The organism is uncultured Fretibacterium sp., from assembly GCF_963544685.1.
Lineage (GTDB): Bacteria > Synergistota > Synergistia > Synergistales > Aminobacteriaceae > CAJPSE01.
Genome location: NZ_CAUUGJ010000044.1, coordinates 1 through 16972 on the forward strand (window position 1 = coordinate 1; position 16972 = coordinate 16972).

The 16972-nt window shown below is 63.3% G+C and carries 9 protein-coding genes and 1 pseudogene; 5 read left to right on the forward strand and 5 right to left on the reverse strand.

Features of this window, described 5'->3' with window-relative positions; genetic code table 11:
* The 3 genes from dnaG to ABLA28_RS05770 all read right to left on the reverse strand — a co-directional run.
* Positions 1–1405, reverse strand: a 1405-nt coding sequence (dnaG, locus tag ABLA28_RS05760; RefSeq protein ID WP_347712867.1) for a DNA primase, incomplete at its 3' end; no start/stop codon positions are given.
* Positions 1406–1551: 146 nt separating this feature from the next.
* Positions 1552–3612, reverse strand: a complete 2061-nt coding sequence (locus ABLA28_RS05765) for a sodium-translocating pyrophosphatase (protein ID WP_347712868.1) — start codon at positions 3610–3612, stop codon at positions 1552–1554.
* Between the two features lie 397 nt (positions 3613–4009).
* Positions 4010–5122 carry an AI-2E family transporter gene (locus ABLA28_RS05770; RefSeq protein ID WP_347712869.1) on the reverse strand — a complete coding sequence of 371 codons (1113 nt, stop codon included), beginning with the start codon at positions 5120–5122 and terminating at the stop codon, positions 4010–4012.
* A gap of 690 nt (positions 5123–5812) precedes the next feature.
* Between ABLA28_RS05770 and ABLA28_RS05775 the strand changes: the two genes are divergently transcribed.
* The 5 genes from ABLA28_RS05775 to ABLA28_RS05795 all read left to right on the forward strand — a co-directional run bounded on the left by ABLA28_RS05775 (position 5813) and on the right by ABLA28_RS05795 (position 15712).
* On the forward strand, positions 5813–8455 hold the full coding sequence (locus ABLA28_RS05775) for a right-handed parallel beta-helix repeat-containing protein (protein ID WP_347712870.1): 2643 nt from the start codon (positions 5813–5815) through the stop codon (positions 8453–8455).
* Complete coding sequence (locus ABLA28_RS05780) at positions 8424–10493, forward strand: S8 family serine peptidase (protein WP_347712871.1); 2070 nt, start codon at positions 8424–8426, stop codon at positions 10491–10493. The genes ABLA28_RS05775 and ABLA28_RS05780 overlap by 32 nt, the downstream gene beginning before the upstream one ends.
* A gap of 184 nt (positions 10494–10677) precedes the next feature.
* Complete coding sequence (locus tag ABLA28_RS05785) at positions 10678–12324, forward strand: nucleoside kinase (protein WP_347712872.1); 1647 nt, start codon at positions 10678–10680, stop codon at positions 12322–12324.
* Between the two features lie 177 nt (positions 12325–12501).
* Complete coding sequence (locus ABLA28_RS05790) at positions 12502–13806, forward strand: NCS2 family permease (RefSeq protein WP_347712873.1); 1305 nt, start codon at positions 12502–12504, stop codon at positions 13804–13806.
* Positions 13807–14062: 256 nt separating this feature from the next.
* Complete coding sequence (locus ABLA28_RS05795) at positions 14063–15712, forward strand: hypothetical protein (RefSeq protein ID WP_347712874.1); 1650 nt, start codon at positions 14063–14065, stop codon at positions 15710–15712.
* A 50-nt stretch (positions 15713–15762) separates the two neighbouring features.
* Here the strand turns inward: ABLA28_RS05795 and ABLA28_RS05800 are convergent, their stop codons facing one another.
* Positions 15763–16185: a hypothetical protein gene (locus ABLA28_RS05800; protein WP_347712875.1), complete on the reverse strand. Its 423-nt coding sequence runs from the start codon at positions 16183–16185 to the stop codon at positions 15763–15765.
* Positions 16186–16377: 192 nt separating this feature from the next.
* Positions 16378–16972: pseudogene (locus ABLA28_RS05805) on the reverse strand (glucan biosynthesis glucosyltransferase H); the annotation flags it as partial.

Consider the following 16972-nt stretch of genomic DNA (forward strand, 5'->3'; position numbering starts at 1 on the left):
CCTCGGGGCGATTCGTGCGGCGGCAATCCTCCCTGCGCCACAAAAGCGAGCAGAGTGCGGCCTCCAGGGGGTCGATCTCGGGAGGGCGGGGAGCGCGGACGTCCCCGCCCTCCGCGGCGGCCTCCCGCCTGTCCGGCCCACGCCCGCGCCTGAACGACTCCAGCTCGCGCCAGAATTCGTGCGGATAGAGGCCCAACGCACCCGCCAGCTGAGGAACGCTGGGGGCAAGCGCCGAGGGCTGGAGCTGGGCGAGTCCTCCGAACAGGGACTCCACCCCGCTGCGCCGGGTCTCGGGCCGGTCCAGCAGGGGCTGCACCGCGGCCAGGTGCTGGAGCACCAGAGGCCGGGCCTTCTCGAGGGCCTGCTCGAAGAGCTCTTGGCCGCCGGGGGAGGAGAGCAGGTCGTCCGGGTCCTTGCCGGATGGGATTGTGACCACCTGGACGTCCAAACCCAGTCCCTGCAGGATGTACATGCCCCTCAAGGTCGCCTCCTGGCCGGCCGTGTCGCTGTCGTAGCAGATGCAGCAGCGGTCTCCGAAACGTTTCAGAAGCCGCGCCTGCTCCTCCGTCAGGGAGGTGCCCAGCGAGGCGACGGCCTCAGCATAGCCGTTCAGGTGGAGTCGAAGGGCGTCCATGTATCCCTCCACAAGGATGGAGCGTCCCCTTTCCCGGATGGCGCTCCGGGCCTCGTGGAGCAGGTAGAGGTTCCGGCGCTTGCTGTAGACAGCCCCTTCGGGGCTGTTGATGTATTTCGCCCCCTCGCCGTCCACGAGCCTGCCGCCGAAGGCGATCACGCGGCCCGCGACGTCGCGTATGGGAAAGGTCAGACGCCCCCGGAAACGGTCGTAGACCCCGCCGCGTTGGCCCTCCAGGACGAGCCCGGCGTCGATCGCCTCGCGGTCCGTTACGCCCGCGCCCCTCAGATGGCGGGACAGGGAGTCCCAGGAATTGGCGCTCCACCCCAGGCCGAACCGCACGGCGTCCTCCATGGTGAGGCTGCGGCGGGCCAGGTAGGCCCGTGCCGCCGCGCCCTCGGGGGCGGCCAGAAGGGAGCTGAAGAACTTTCCCGCGAGCTCCAGGACCTCGTACAGGTTGCCGGAGGTCCTTCGCCTGGGCTCGGAACGGGTCAGCTCGACGCCGGCACGGCCGGCCAGGAGCTCCAGGGCCTGGCGGAAGTCCAGCCCCTCCGTCTCCATGACGAAGGTGAAGACGTCCCCGCCGCGTCCGCATCCGAAACAGTGGTAGTTCTGGCGCTCCTGAGAGACGTGGAAGGAAGGGGTCTTCTCGTCGTGGAAGGGGCAGAGTCCCAGATACCCGCGGCCCGCACGGTGGAGCCTCACCCGGTCGCCGATGACCTCCAGGATATCCAGCCTTTCCTTGACCCGTCTGACGTCGTCGTTCTGCACGGTGTATCCGACCCCTCAAATTCAACGAAATTCAACGAAACAAAAAAGGGAGGGTCCGTGAACCCTCCCTGATTATAGCGTGTCCTCGGCTTTTTCACGTCCGCTTCGCCGAACGGCACGACCCGCTGGGCTTGGCAGCCGTCTGCTTACCTGAAGAGCGGCGCCAGCACCAGCGCGACCACCGTCATCAGCTTGATGAGGATGTTGAGGCTCGGGCCGGCGGTATCCTTGAAGGGATCGCCCACCGTGTCGCCGACGACCGCCGCCGCGTGGTTGGCCGAGCCCTTGCCGCCGTGGTTGCCCTCCTCGATAAATTTCTTCGCGTTGTCCCACGCGCCGCCCGAGTTGGCCATGAAGAGCGCCATCATGACGCCCGTCACGATGGCCCCGCCCAGAAGTCCGCCCAGCGCCTCCTTGCCCAGGATCACGCCGACGACGACGGGGGAGAGCACGGCCAGAAGGCCGGGGATGACCATCTCGATGAGGGCGGCGTGGGTGGAGATGGCCACGCACTTCTCGTACTCCGGCTTGCCGGTCCCATCCATGATCCCCGTGATCTCGCGGAACTGGCGGCGGACCTCCTCGATCATGGCCTGGGCCGCGCGGCTCACGGCCTCGATGGAGAGCGAGCAGAACAGGAAGGGCAGCATGCCGCCCAGCAGCAGGCCGACGATGACCTTGGGATTCATGATGTCGATGGCCTTGATCTGTGCCGCCTGAGAGTAGGCGACGAAGAGGGCCAGGGCGGTGAGGGCGGCGGAGCCGATGGCCAGGCCCTTGCCCATGGCGGCGGTGGTGTTTCCGATGGCGTCCAGCTTGTCGGTGATCTTGCGCACCTCGCTCGGGAGCTCGCTCATCTCGGCGATGCCGCCCGCGTTGTCGGAGATCGGCCCATAGGCGTCGACGCTCAGGGCGATGCCCGTGATGGAGAGCATACCGACCGCGGCGCAGGCCACGCCGAACATGCCCGCCAGGGAGTAGCTGATCAGGGTGGAGAGGCAGATCAGGAGGACGGGGATGCCGACCGACTGCATCCCCAGGGAGAGGCCGGAGAGGATGACGGTCGCCGGGCCCGTCGCGGAGGAGGCCGCTACGGTCTTGACGAAGCGGTAGTCGCCCGAGGTGTAGACCTCGGTGACGTAGCCGATCAGGACGCCGGCCAGAACGCCGGAGGTCACGGACAGGAAGACGTGCATCGACTTGGACCAGAAGAAGAGGATGCTCAGGATGAAGGTCCCGGCGATCATCATGGCGCCGGCCGTGAAGGTCCCCGCCCTCAGAGCAAAGGCCGCGTCGCCGCCGTCGATGCGCTCCATCACCTTGTCCATTCCTGGAATCCTGCGGACGATGCCCACAATACACTCAGCATAGGGGGCCTTCTTGGAGATCATCATGCAGCCGACGATGGAGGCCACGATGCCCCATGCCGAAAGGAAGAGCGGGAAGCCGACGCCCCAGAGCCCCAGGGTTTTGCCGCCGTCCGTGAAGGAGTAGGCGAAGCCGATGGCCATGGCCGCAAGGATCGAGTTGACGTAGGACTCGAAGAGGTCCGCGCCCATGCCGGCGATGTCGCCCACGTTGTCGCCCACGTTGTCCGCGATGACCGCCGGGTTGCGGGGGTCGTCCTCGGGGATGCCGGCCTCGACCTTACCCACCAGGTCGGCGCCCACGTCCGCGGCCTTGGTGTAGATGCCGCCGCCCACGCGGGCGAAGAGCGCGATGCTGCTGGCCCCCATGCCGAAGGCCGTCAGCGTCTCGACGCTGAGGAAGAGGTAGGAGACGGCAAGGCCCACGAGGCCCAGGCCCACGACGACCATGCCCACGATGCTTCCGCCGGAGAACGCCGTCTCGAGGGCGGAACCCGCGTCCTTCGTCGCGGCGAAGGTCGTACGTCCGTTCGCGTTGGTCGCGACGTACATCCCGATGTACCCGGCCGCGGCGCTGCAGAGCGCGCCCAGCACGAAGGCGAAGGCCGACCCGAACCCGAGCATCCACCACAGCAACAGGGCGACGACCCCGACGAAGGGCGCCAGCCAGGTGTACTCCTTCTTCAGGAACGCCATGGCCCCCTTGTGAATGATCGTCGAGAGCTCGACGATCCGGTCGTTCTCGATCTTTCCCTCACGGAGCTTCTGAAACACCATCCACGCATAGCCGCCTGCCACGACGCCGAAAACAAGGGTAACGAACACAAGAATCAGCCACACAGTGCAAGACCTCCCCAATAATGTAGATGACGGCTCCAAACCCCCAAAGGCAGAAAAAACCGCACAAAAACCCTTCCGGCCCGAAGGGGTTCCGCTCGGCTCGTCCTTTTGCGAAGCTTGAAATTCCGCCCTGATTATAGCCTATAAAACGGGATTATGCAGGCAAGACACGATAGAACTTCCATCTTTGCCGCGTGAAGGACACCGTCCGGCCGGATGCCCGAAGCGCCGTATGCTGGCGCCGGATCGATAATACTTTACGCTCTCCTCGTGGTCTATGCGCATCGTTACGGTCCTCCTCGGGTAAAAACAGGTCCGCCGCGGTTCCCGGCCTGAGCCGCGAGATCGGGCGGGACGGCGTTTTTTCGAAAAAAGTTCCCGGCCCCGGCCCTGCGCGTCATGAGGGCGCGTCCTCCCGTCCCTCCTGCTGGTAGAGCTCCCACGCGTTGCGGTAGGTGTCCAGGAAGAAGACGAAGAGGCTCAGGATGAGGGGGCCGAGGAAGATGCCCAGGAACCCCCAGGCGGCCAGCCCGCCGAAGGCCCCCAAAAAGACGAGGAGGGTGCTCATCTTGGCCTTCTCCGAGATGAAGTAGGGCTTCAGAAAGTTGTCGACGGTGCTCACGACCCCGAGTCCCCATACGGCGAGGATGAGCGCTCCCTTCACGTCGTCGGACAGGAAGAGGTAGAGCGCGCCGGGGATCCAGACCGAGGGCGTCCCGACGAAGGGGATCATGGCGAGGAGCGCCATCAGGGCTCCGGCCAGGGCGGGGTTGGGCAGCCCCACGAACCACCAGCCGAGGGCCCCCAGGACCCCCTGCACCCCGGCCGTCACGATGACGCCGAAGACGACGGCGCGGAGCACGTTGTCCGCCCGGGACATGAAGGCCTCGCGCTCGTCGTCCATCAGGGGGACGATGCCCCGGAAGTAGCTGACGATGCGGTGCCCGTCGCGCAGGATGAAGAAGTAGACGACGAAGATGATGACCTGGTGGTAGAGCATCGTGACGAGGTCGCCCAGGAACTCCTGGGAGAGTCGGAGCATGGTGGAGGTCACCCGGCCGGCGACCTGCCGCATGGCGTCCCGGAGGAACGGATACCTCTCGAGCAGGGGCTTGAGGTACCTGAGGACGACGTCCGGCAGGAGGGTGTCCGGGGAGATCCCCTTCGAGGGGTTCAGGGAGCCGACGAGGCCGGCCACCTTGCCGAAGAGCCCGTCGGACTCCCGGGCGATCAGGATGGCGGCGAAGCTCATGGGAAGGACGAGCAGCGCCGCGGCCGCCAGGGTCATTGCCATGGCCGCGAGCCCGCGACGCCCCGGGAGGACGCGGCGCTGCAGCATCTTATACAGGGGATAGGAGACGAACGCCAAGAGCATCGCCCAGACCAGGGGGCGGAAGAGCGAGGCGAGCGTGACGTAGGTCAGGAAGGCCAGGATCAGGAACGAGAAGACGAACGGCAGCATCCATCCCTTGATCCGCCGTACCGCGTCGGGGGTTCTGAACGTGTCCAAAGGTCCGTCCTCCTTGAGGTTTATATGTTATTTCTTCCTTATTTTACATCAGGCTTTGCGACGGGAGCGGCATGTCGCGACGTTATCGTGCCCGCTGAATGCTCCGAAATCCGAATGCTCCAAAATCGAGCCCGATGTAAAGCTTTTTTTATAAGTTTCAGGTGACGGTATCTCGATGATCTGTGCTAATATGTTTGCTCATGCATACTTTGCCCCTGAATCGAGAAGGTGAGGCTATCCGTTCAAAGAATGACATCGAATAGGGAGAATGGAAAAGGGGTAAGCTCTGATTAACACATAGTCTGTTTTGTTCAGTTTTGTATGGGGGGACTTTTATTTGATGGAGGACTTTCTATGAAGGATATCGGAGAGTTTTTGAGGCCCCGGATTGCGGGACGGAGCATCCTTTCATTTTTGTGCGGTCTGCTTTTGTCGATGTCTTGGGCTTCTGCGGGGTTTTCGGAGGTTCGCGTCCTGCACGTGACCCCAACGGGTGCGGGAACACGTGATGGACGTTCCTGGGTAAATGCCTTGGGCGAGGCCGAGTTTGCCGAGGCGTTGCAAGATGCCGAGGCGGGCGTGGAATTCTGGGTTGCCAAAGGGATGTATCGCCCTTCTATCGACCCTGCAGCCAGTGGGGATGCTTTTCTCCTTAAAAACGGTGTGGCTCTCTATGGAGGGTTTACCGGGGTGGAGGCGACGAGCGGGGATCGGGATTGGGAAAACAACGTCACGGTATTGACGGGGGACCTCGGCGGCGACGATATCTTGGATGGGAATGGAGTCGTCGGTTCGGATGGCATTCGAGGACTCAACAGCCGCAATGTCGTGAGGGGCGAGGGATGCGACGCTTCGGCGGTTCTCGATGGATTCTTCGTGACGGGGGGCGACGCCGTGAGCAAAGGGCACACTGCCGGAGGCGGCCTGTACCTGCGCGACGGCAGTCCTACGATCCGCCGCTGCGTCTTCGTGGAGAATCGGGCCAGGGACGAAGGTGGTGGAGCCTACCTGAAGGGCAGCGCTGCCTCGTTCGAATCCTGCACCTTTTCGCGCAATAAGACCGGAGGCTTCTTTGCGACGTCCGGAGGAGGAATGTACAACGAAAAGAGCAATCCCCGGGTGACGGACTGCACGTTTTCGGAGAACCGGGCTCATCGGGGAGGAGGAATGTTCAATACCAACAGCAGGCCGGCCCTGATGCGATGCAGATTTTCCGGAAACATCGCTGAGGATATGGGGGGCGGAATGTACAATGGCAATACCAGCGATGCGGACCTCAACCGGTGCGTCTTTACCGGGAACAAAGCCTGGACCGATTCCTGGGGGTCTCCCTCGGGTGGAGGACTGTATAACACGAGCAGCAGTCCGGCCCTCAAGAATTGTGTATTCGAAAAGAACGAAAGCATGGAGGATGGAGGTGGGATGTTTAATCAAGGCAACTCCAGGCCGATTGTGACGGGTTGCGCTTTTTTGGAGAACGGAGCCCGGTACGGCGGCGGGATGTACAATGGCACGAACAACGATTCCATCGAGCAGACAGACTTCAGCGTTCCGGTAACGAATTGCACCTTTTGGGGAAATACCGCGCAGGATGGCGGAGGAATGTTCAACAGCTCCGGAAACGTTTTTGCGACGCACTGCACGTTCTTCGGAAACAAGACTGCGGGAAAACCGGCGTTGGTCAACGTCAACAGTGCCGTAACGGTTTTCAACTGTGTCTTCTGGAATTCGGAAAGTGGTTTGGAGGTCGAGCACCGATATTTCTCCGGTCCGAGGATCGCGACGCAGTTCTCCCACTGTGTGGTTCGGGGACGGCTTGTAAGTGGCGACATCTCCTTGTCCGATGTGAGTGGCGAAGATCCCCGGCTTGGTGTCCCCGCCTCCAACGGGGGCTTCACGCCTACCTGTGCTTTGGACGAGGGAAGCCCGGCACGCAATGCCGGGGCCCTCAAAGAAAAGATGCCCCATCTTCAGTCCTTGAACCCCCGATTCAGAAACAACGTGCTTGCGGCACTGCGGAGGGATCAGCGCGGTTTTTCCCGTCTGGACGGAAAACCGGACATTGGCGCCTATGAATACAGTTCGGGCGCTCAACAGGGAGAGGTCTTCTTCATCACGGCCTCGGCCGACGCCGGAGGTTCCATCGAACCCAGCGGAGAGGTCGTCGTTCGGGAGGGGGAGACAGACCGGACTTTTGTCGTCAATGCCAGGCCAGGATTTCGGATTTCCGAGGTTCGAGTCGATGGAAAACCGGTTCCCATCGACCGGTCTTCCAGAAAACATGTCCATACGTTTCATTCCGTCGGCGAGGACCATGATATCCATGCAGCCTTCGAGGTGGCGTATTTCTCCGGACTGAGCGTCGCAGGGGCCTCATCGAGCGAGGTCCGGCCGGGCAGCGCCCAAACGTTCGGGTTCGAACTCGTCGGCGATCCCGACGTCGGATTTGATGTGATCCGGGATGTGTATGTGGGGTATCGGACCCGATCCGGAGCGATCGGCAGGCAATATGCCTGGTGGATGGATCTCCCGGTGCGCAACAGGAATATATCCCTGGTCTTCAAACCTATGAGAGGGCTTGAAGACGGGGTGCTGACGTTGGCCGTCGAGTTGGGAAACGGCACGATACTGGCTGCGAACCTGTCCATAACGGTAAAGTCGGGAGATGTCGCCCCGGACGACCCGTTACCGGGACCGAACCCAAAACCGAACCCTTTACCCGATCCGGGGTCTCCGCCGGATCGGAGACCTGCGCCATCTCCGAGACCGAGCTCGGAGGATAAGAGTGTTTTTATTCCTCGCGATCCCGCGGGGTGGTCCGCGGCGTTCTTCGGCACGGAGGAGCGGGGATTGTCCATTGTCGAGCTTTCCGCGGATATCCGTCTCTCGGAGCCTGTCTCGGCGATCCGCGCAGATACGCGGAATTTTGTCAATGGCATTGAGTCTTGGTCGCTTTACAGCTCGAAGGGGACATCCGACGATAACCCGGTTCAAGCTCTCGGCCTTCGCCCTTACCGGCTGTATCGGCTGAGGCTTGTCGGACGGGTGCGCGATTCGGAGTGGGAAGGGGCATCGATCCGACGGCTTGTCTTCGGGTTCAAGGACGGTTCTCAAGCGGTTCGGGACTTCCCCGGGGAGGGGCTGAAGGTCCCGGATGTTTTGCGCAAGGACGATCGGGCACGTAAAAACGGCGAATCGGGCGGATGCGGCGTCATGTCTTGGGGGGTGCTGTCCCTTCTGGTTCCTGCGGCGGCGGTTTGTCCGCCTCGCAGGCGGAGAGGGGACGGGAGGAAGCCTCGACATGGCAAAGACAGAAACTTTTCGGGGAGGTAGCGCCATGGCGAATCCAAGACAGCTTATGTCGGTCCTGTGCGGGGTGGCGTTTTTTCTTGTTGCCGCTCCAGCCGCTCATGCCGATTCGGGCGAGGTTATTGTGGTCTTCAGGAATATGTCGGGGGCGCGCACGACCCGTGCGTCCCTGTCGCACGGGTCGTCGAGGGTGCGTGCCGAGGCTGTCGCCGCCTCTGTAGGAGCGAGTATAACGCAGACCTATCCGGCTTTGTCGGAGGCGAGCGGCAGCGTCTTTGCTCTGGTCGCTTCAGGGTCGTTGACGACGGAACAGCTCGAGGCCTCTCTGAGGCAGCGCCCCGACGTCCTTGCCGTGATGCCTGATTATCCCGTACGTCAGCTTGCCGTGCCCGATGACGTCGATTTTGACAAACTTTGGGGTATGAAGGCAATCCGTGCTCCCGAGGCTTGGGAGGTTGTATCGGGCGACGAAGGGATCCATGTTGCCGTGATCGACTCGGGCGTCGACAAGGAGCATGAAGACCTGAGGGTAAATGTCGATTTGGATCGCAGCCTGAATTTTCATACGACAAGCGAGGATCGAAACGACTATCGCGATGGGACCGGCCACGGTACTCATGTGTCCGGGACGATCGGAGCCGTTGGGGACAATGGTCTGGGGGTCTCAGGCGTGGCCTGGAGGACGAAGATCATCGCACTGCGTGTCTTCAATAACCTGGGGGAAAGTACGGTCCGACGCACCATCCAGGCGCTGGAACATTTGGTGAGAACCCTGCAGGATGAGCCCGACCTGAAGATTGCGGCCGTGAATATCTCCTCGGGTGTCTACCTGTCGGAGACGCCCGAGGAGATGGTGGGCAGTGTCATATGGCGAGCCTATAAGGCTCTGGACGATATGAACCGGGTCGTCATGGTGGTGGCCTCCGGAAACGACGGTTCGGAGGTGGGCAAGCCGATTCCCCATGGGGCTTACGCGGGTAAATATGAATACCCCGCATCCTTTGTCGGCCTCGAGAATATGATTTCCGTTGGATCTGTGGCCAGGGACGGAACGGCATCGGATACATCCAACTGGAGCGAGACGAGCATGGATCTTGCCGCTCCCGGCGAGGGAATATGGAGTACGACTCCTGAGGGCGTCGTCGATCCGTTGCTCAAGTTGAAGTATGGAAAATACGGCTCGAAATCAGGAACTTCGATGGCCGCTCCCCATGTGTCGGGGGCTGCCGCCCTGTTGTTGTCACGATACCCGACGTTGAAGGCTGGCGAAGTCAAGATGGCCCTCTTGGAGGGGGCGAATCGGGATAAGAACCCCAGACGCGGCGGAAAAAATTTTTCTCGCAGGGGCTTGCTGGATGTCAAAGCGTCTCTGGATTGGTTGCGCAGAAAGTATTCGGATGTCGGCCCCGATCCATCGCTGAAGCCTGCGCCTCAGCCGACGCCCAGGCCTGCCCCTGAACCCGGACCGCAGCCGAAACCCACCCCCCGGCCCTCGCCCTCGCCTGATGCCGGTTCCGAGATTGTCTTGTCCGGTCGGTCTGCTGACTGGAAGCTGGTGCTGAGAAGGCTGAATCCCAGTGTTAACGAAATCGAGGCTTCGTCGCGGCTCGATGTCCTGTCTGCAAGCGGGAAGCCCCGTCTTCCGGATAAACTGACCGTCGTCGTGCGTGGATTTTCGGATAAGCCAGCGGCAGAGCTCCTTGCAGGAGGCCGGCCCTCCGGGGTCTCCGCAGATGTTGAGGTGAGGTCGACGGCTGCTCCCGATGGCGGATATACCCTTAAAATACGAGGCAGGGTTGCAGATTCGGAGATGAAGGAGGCTGCCATCGAGGGGATCGTCTATTCCATTGACGGTATGGAAAAGGTCTTCGATTTGCGCAGTGAGGCCAACCTCGGAGCGGGAGTGCGTCTGAGCGCTATGAGCCTCCTGGCTCCCGATGCCGAGGTTCCCGAGAGAAATTCGGGTGCGTCCTCGGGCGGATGTGCCTCGGGGCTGGGGGGTGTCTGTCTGTTCGTTCTGTTGCCCTGTCTATACCCCAAGGCAAGAAAAAGAATTGGGTAGTCGTATCGGTCATCCTGCGTTTTCCATTTCACCTCATCCGCCCCGTATATTCTGCGGGGCGGATGTTTTTTCCTTCCTTTTCTCTTCCTTCCTTTTCCCTTCCGAGAGAACGCTATACGCTATAATTGAACGAGAGGCAGATCGGCGGCGACCTGGCAAAAATTCTGCCGCAGGGGGGATCCTCATGGCTTTTACGGTCAATGTTCCCAGGTGGAAGCGATTCGTCATCAGCGAGACGCCGCTCAACGGCCACAACGTCCTGGCGGAGCTGGACCCGGGCGGCGATGCGGATATCATCGCATGGCGCGTCAACAACTACATCCGGCCCCTGGGGTGGGTCGTGGAGGACGACGCCGTCGTGGACTTCATCCCGGCAGGCTCCTCCGACGGGCTCAGGATCTACCGGCGGAGCCTGGACTTCCTTCTGGTCGTCGCCTGCGAGAAGGTCCTGGGCCGCAAGGCGATCTTGCGGCACTCCATCGGGGAGGGACACTACTGGGAGTTCGAGGACGGGGACGTGACCCAGTCCGACGTCTACAAGCTCCACTCGACGATGAGCGAGATGGTGCGCCAGGACATCCCCATCAGCCGCAAGATCCTGCCCATCGACAAGGCCAAGCGCGTATTCGAGGAGCAGGGCGACTCCGAGATCGCCGAGCTCTTCGTCCGGGCGAACCTCGATCCCGTAGAGGTCTATCGGTGCGGGGCGCGCTACGGCTACTTCTGCGGGACCATGGCCCCCTCCACGGGGCTGCTCAGGGCCTTCGACATCGTCCTCTTCGAGCACGGGATGGTGCTGCAGTTCCCCACCCAGGACTCCCCCGAGGGAGTCCTGCCGTTCCGGGCCGACCCCGGCCTGGGAAACGTGTTCTTCGACTACGCGCACTGGCTGAAGGTGCTGAACCTGAACTACCTCAGCAGCCTGCACCAGCGCGTGACGAACGGGAAGGTCCAGGAGCTGATCCTCATCTCCGAGGCCTTCCACTCGCAGCGTCTGAGCCGCATCGCGGAGGACATCGTCTCCAGGCCCAGCATCAAGGTCGTCACCATCGCCGGGCCCTCGGGCTCGGGCAAGACCACCTTCTCCGAGCGGCTCAAGATCCAGCTGATCGTCTGTGGGAAGAACCCCGTCACCCTGCCCATGGACAACTATTTCCTGAACCGGGCCCAGACGCCCCTCGACGAGAACGGCGAATACGACTACGAGTGCCTGGAGGCCCTGGACCTGGAGCTGCTGGAGGACAACCTGACCCGCATTCTCGCAGGGGAGGAGGTCGTGACGCCCCGCTTCGACTTCATCAAGGGGGAGAAGCGGCCGGGCAAGGTCGTCAGGCTGGGGCCCTCGGACATCCTCATCATGGAGGGGATTCACGGCCTGAACGACCGCATCGTGTCCCTTCTGCCCGAGGACAGCCGTTTCGGCGTCTTCGTCTCGCCCCTGACGGGCATCTGCATCGACCCTCACAACCGGACGAGCACCGGGGACAACCGCCTGCTGCGCCGCATCGTGCGGGACCACCGGACGCGGGGCAAGTCCGCCCAGGTGACGCTCGAGATCTATCCCAAGGTCATGCGGGGCTCGATGCGCTACATCTTTCCCTATCAGGGCCGGGCCAACACCATCTTCAACTCCTCGCTGCCCTACGAGCTGGGGGCCCTGAAGGGCTATGTGGAGCCCCTGCTGCACACGGTCGACGAGCGCTCCGAGGTGTTCGGCGAGGCCTTGCGCCTGCTGAACATCCTCCGGTTCGTGCCGTCCGTCCATATCGACGGCATCCCCAACAACTCCGTGATCCGGGAGTTTATCGGGGGCAGCTGCCTGGATGTCTGAGCTCCGGGACCCGTAACTCGAGAATTTGCCGCCTCCCTTATGGGGCACGGCATCGAGGAAGCGCCCGAACTTTTGTTCCCTGTCGGCGCTTTCATGGTCGTATAGATGCGTCGGGCTTTTGGGGGCCTTGCGGCCGTTTTGCGGTATGAGCGAGAGTTTGAGAGGGGAGTATCGATCATGATGTCGTTTCTGGAACGCCAGTTCAAGATCAGCGAAAGGGGCAGTTCGGTAAAGACCGAGATCCTGTCGGGGATCACCACGTTCGTCACGATGTCCTACATCATCTTCGTCAACCCGGGGATTCTGTCCAAGACGGGCATGGACTTCAACGCCCTGGTGGTGGCGACCTGCATCTCCTCGGCTTTGGCCACGTTCCTGATGGCCTTCCTGGCCAACTATCCCATCGGCCTCGCCCCCGGGATGGGGCTCAACGCGTTCTTCGCCTTCTCCGTGGTCCTGGGGATGCAGATCGACTGGCGCGTGGCCCTGACGGCGGTATTCATCGAGGGCGTGATCTTCATCCTGCTGACCCTGACCCGCCTGCGCGAGATGGTGGTCAACACCATCCCGAAGTCCCTCAAGATCGGCATCTCGGGCGGCATCGGCCTCTTCATCGCCTTCATCGGCCTCCAGGGCGCGGGGATCGTGGTCAAGAACGATGCGACCCTCGTCTCGCTGGGGCACCTGAGAGGCAACCTGCCCGCGCTCCTGGCCCTGGGGGGGCTGATCCTGATGGCGGTGCTGGAGGCCTACAAGGTAACGGGCGCGCTGTTGATCGGCATTCTGGCGGTAACGGCCGCCGCCGTGGGGCTGAACCTCTCAGCCCTGCCCGAGTCCTTTGTCTCGCATCCGCCCTCGATCGCGCCGATCTTCGCGCAGTTCGACTTCTCCATGCTGAACCGGCTCGATTTCTGGGTCATCATGTTCACGTTCTTCTTCGTCGACTTCTTCGACACGGTCGGGACCCTGGTGGGCGTCTGCAACCGCAGCGGTCTCCTGGACGAGAACGGGACCCTTCCGAACGCGCGGGGCGCGCTGCTGGCCGACGCGATCGGGACCACGGCGGGCGCCCTTCTGGGGACCTCGACGGTGACGTCCTACGTCGAGAGCGCCAGCGGCATCGCGCAGGGCGGCCGCACGGGGCTCAGCGCCCTGGTGACCGCCGTCCTCTTCCTGGCCGCGATGTTCTTCACCCCGATCGTGGGGATCGTGCCCGCCTACGCGACGGCGCCGGCCCTGGTCATCGTCGGCGTCTATATGATGATGAGCCTTCGGGACCTGAACTTCAACGACTGGACGGAGCTCGCTCCCTCCATCCTGGGTTTCATCATGATGCCCCTGGCCTACAGCATCTCCATCGGGATCGAGTTCGCCATCGTCTCCTACGTCCTGATCAAGATCCTGAGCGGCAGGATGAAGGACGTGAGCTGGCTCATGGCCGTTCTGGCCGTGATCTTCATCGTTAAGGAAGCCCTGTCCTGATTCCTCCCGGCTCGCCCCCCTGTCCGGACCCATCCCTGTCCGAACAGGGGGGATTTTTGTCGGATCGTGTAGGAGCGCCCCGGCTGGGGCGGACTATGGACATTTTCTGCGGTGCTTTCGTCCCTTCGGTGTGGGAAAAGGTAGCCGTTTTTGGGAAAGCGTTGTATGCTTGAAGCGGATTCGGAAAGCATTGGCCGCTGGAAAAACGGGAACCCCGTCCCGTGCCCGGCGGCCGTAAGGGAGTTGAAAAAGGCCCGTGCAGGCACGTAGAGTTTTATCCGGCCGTTTTGCCTCGCTGCCAGATTTTCTGGACCGAACCGCGGAGGAGGACCGGGAGTTTCTCCCGGAGGGGGCCCTGGACCGTTTTCCGGCGGTCTGCTGCGGCATGTCCAACGGCGTCGGGGGCTGGATCGTCCTCGGGGCGGAGTGGGATGAGGATGCTCCCGTGGTGCATGGGGTCTCCGACCCCTCCGGCCTGGAACGCCGTCTGAGGACCGTCCTGGCGGGTGAGCGGGTGCTCAGTGCGGATACCGTGTCCTCGTTCCGGGTCGTGGAGGCGGAAGGGGTTCCCCTCCTGATCGCCCGGGTGGACCCGGCGGAGTGGTGGCGTCGGCCCGTCTGCGTGGGGGGCGATTATACTCGCGGCGTCTATCGCCGCATCGAGGGCGTCGACGTCGTCTCGGGGAAGCGGGCCTGTTTCCGGCTGGCCCTGGACGCCCTGGAACGGCTGTGCGGCGAATCCGCCGTTCCGGGCCTGACCGTCTCGGACCTTCACGAGGAGAGCGCCGCCTCGTTCCGGGGGGCGGTGACCGCACGGCGTCCGGAATGGCGGGAGCTGTCCCCGGAGAGGTTCTGGGCCCGTACCCTGGTCCTGTCCGACGGTGCATTGACGCGGGCGGGCTGGCTCCTTCTGGGAAAGAAGAGCGCGCGGGTCCGTGCCGCCTTCAACGAGGGGACGGAGGACGAGGAGATCTTCGAGGTCCGCAACCTGTGGCGGGCCTGGTCGGACCTTCTGCCCCGCTTCTGCTCCGGCCTGTCGGGGCCCTGTGCGGCGGCGCTGCGAGAATGCTTCGTCAACGCTCTGGTCCATGCGGAGCACGACGCGGGGAGCGTCAGGTTGACCGGCAGCGGTGACCGGGTGCGCATCGAGAACCCCGGGCTTTCGCGCAGCCGCTATGGGGAGAGCCTCTGCCGCAACGAGCGCCTGATGCGGATGTTCCGTCTGGCCGGGGCGGCCTCGGGGGAGGGGTGCGGGCTGGACCTTGTCCGTTCCTATCGGTCCGGTTTCGAGCTGCGTCAGGATCTCCTCGAGCTCGTGACGATCGCGGAGCTGGACATCGAGCGCGCCCTTGCCCTGCCGGAGCCCGCCCGGGGTCTGTCGGAGATGCCCCTTCCGGTCGCCCCGGCGGATGTGTCGGACGCCGAGGGGGATCGGACAGCCTCGGAGCGGTTCGGGGTCGGCCCCGCGGAGGAGGGAGAGAAGTCCCCGGCCTCTGCGGAGGGCGTGCCGGCCGTAGTCTCCGCGTCGGACTTCCTCGTCGTCCCGCCGGAGAGGGAGGAGGGGCTTGAGGAAAAGCTTGAGCCCGTCATCGCGTCCATGGATGCGCCTTCTATGGAGGAGAGCGTCCTGGCTCCGTTGGGTGAGGACCCGGAGGCTGGACCGGCGATCGAGGAGCTGGGGGACGCGTTCGAATCCCCGGAGCCTGTGGCCGCCGAGCCCGTGCCCCCTGAGCCTGAAGCTCCCGAGGCAGCGGCGCCGGAGGAGGGGGAGGCCCGCCCCGGAAACGGAAAAAACTTTGTGTTCGGCAATGCGGCCGAGGAGCTGGAGCTCGCCGTGGCCCGGATGCGGCGCGGGGAGGTACGCCAAAGCCCGGGCGAGGGGTCTCGGGACCCGGCGGAGAGCTGACCCCGCGCCAGGCGCGGCGCGGGGACTTCCGCCGATGGGCGGCCAGGCGTTCAGGCGCCCTCTCTCGCTCCGTCCGGCCCCTTCAGCCCCAGTTCCACCGGGGGGATGAGGTCCGCGGCCTTCCTGTGGCACTCCGTCCCGGGAAGGTACCCGTAGACCTCCAGGAACCCCCGGAATCCCAGAAGGTAGCCGCGCACCTTCCGGCCCTTCAGTCCGGAGCCGACCAGGAGGAATCGCTGGGTCATGACGTCCGGCATGGGCTTCCATTCCTTCAGCAGATACGCGATATCCGCGTCCCCCCTGTGCCGCCAGACGATGTAGTCCCAGGCGTAGTAGCGGGCCACCGGGCCCAGCAGGCTGGTCTTCGTCATGGTGATCTTGCGGGCCACCCCGGCCATGCCGCGGTGCTCCCAGGGTTCGAACCTCAGGTAATCCCACATTTCCCGGCATTCGCCGAGTTTTTCGTAGTTCAATGCGATCCCCTCCTTATTCCAACTCTAACTCATTTGTATGCTGCGTTGTTTTTGCTCACCTTGCTCAACGTACTTCTTTGTACGCCATCGCTGCGGTTCGCAAAAGCCGCCTGGTGAAGAATCTAAGCGATTCGCACGGCTCATTCTTCGCCGGCTCTCTGCTTATTGCCTACAAACGATTTAGAATTGGAATTATATTCCCCACGGTCTGCCCTCGGTCGCCGAAAGCATCCAGACCCTTCGGTGCAGCTCCCGCATCGAGTCGGGGCTGCCCAGCAGGGCCACCTTCTCCCCCTTGGACAGGGGGGCTCCCGAGAGGGCCCGCTCGACCAGAGCGGGGTCCAGGGGGGCCCTCAGCCGCCGGTTCATGGCCCTGTGAAGGGCGTTCAGGCCGGGATCCAGCACCGCCCGGCGAAAACCCTCCTCCTCCGGGACGTTCAGGGGATCGTAGTGCCGGTGCCCCTTCAGCGTCTCCGCCTTGTCCGCAAGCTCCCGGGGCACGCAAAGCTCCTCGGGGATGGCGAACAGCCCGACGCGCCCGGCGGCGCGGCCCAGCGACGCGCGGCTGGTGAACACGGATAGCGGCACGGAGAGGATGAGCGGGAGGATCACCGGCAGCAGCCAGAGGAAGAAGGATGGGGTCGCCCTGTAGAGCAGCCAGCCCCAGAGCAGCCCGATGGCGGCCGCCCACCAGTGCGCCCGGATTGCCTCGCCCCACGAGGTGCCGCGGTCGTCCCGCGACTGTCCCCCCCAGCCCGTTCCCCAGCCCAGCAGGGTCATGAGGACG

What these genes read in the sequence shown, in the direction of transcription:
- ABLA28_RS05790 (WP_347712873.1), top strand. Translation starts at nt 12,502, where the DNA reads ATGATGTCGTTTCTGGAACGCCAGTTCAAGATCAGCGAAAGGGGCAGT.
- ABLA28_RS05785 (WP_347712872.1), top strand. Translation starts at nt 10,678, where the DNA reads ATGGCTTTTACGGTCAATGTTCCCAGGTGGAAGCGATTCGTCATCAGC.
- ABLA28_RS05780 (WP_347712871.1), top strand. Translation starts at nt 8,424, where the DNA reads ATGGCAAAGACAGAAACTTTTCGGGGAGGTAGCGCCATGGCGAATCCA.